Below are 650 nucleotides of genomic sequence, written 5' to 3'. Positions count from 1 at the left end.
GAGACTGTCGATTAATCTTGCCTGTTAGGGCATCCTTTCTCTATTCTGGGCTCTATTGAGTATGGTTTACAGGTTTTCAAGGTAGGGAGGTAGAAATATTTCACCCTTTTTGGCCTTATGCTTGCTGAATCTTTAAAAATGACAACAGGAAGCCAGGGGGACGTTTTCGTACAAACCCCAAGGTCAGCGGATTTTTTTGTTTTACGAATTGTTTTAGGTTCACGACCATGCTGACGATCTTCACGTACACGCGACGTCGCTCTCTCGTATGGGTACGTGCATAACCAAGGCCATGATGGTTTTTCAATTCGTTGTTCTTGCGCTCAATACCGTTGCGTATTTGAAACAGCTTCTTGGCTTGTTCTGTTTCATTAAATGTTTTGGCCTCTTGGAATTCGTTGTAATAGTTACTAATGAAGATCTTTCGGCCCTGTTCGCTTGCAGTGCACTGCAAGCGAACAGGACATGCCTTGCAGATTTCTTTGGGAAAGTGGTATTGCGTCCCTTCCAATTGAGGGGTGTAATATTTTTTTCGAGTAACCTGCTCAGCTGGACAGCGAACCGTTTGGGCTTCAGCATCATAGTCGAACTTCTCATTGGAATACAAGCCCGTATGGTTATCGCTAACCGATTGCAGGGGGGCTACCAGG

The 650-nt window shown here is 44.9% G+C and carries 1 protein-coding gene; it reads right to left on the bottom strand.

The features are described from left to right. Positions 1–115: 115 nt before the first annotated feature. On the bottom strand, positions 116–650 hold a 535-nt coding region (locus EYB31_RS39985), incomplete at its 5' end, for a transposase (RefSeq protein ID WP_170318317.1).

Origin of the sequence: Paenibacillus thalictri (assembly GCF_004307995.1) — a bacterium.
Classification (GTDB): Bacteria; Bacillota; Bacilli; order Paenibacillales; family NBRC-103111; genus Paenibacillus_AF; species Paenibacillus_AF thalictri.
Note: the sequence above shows the minus strand (reverse complement) of the source record. Positions and strands in the feature narration are given on the sequence as shown.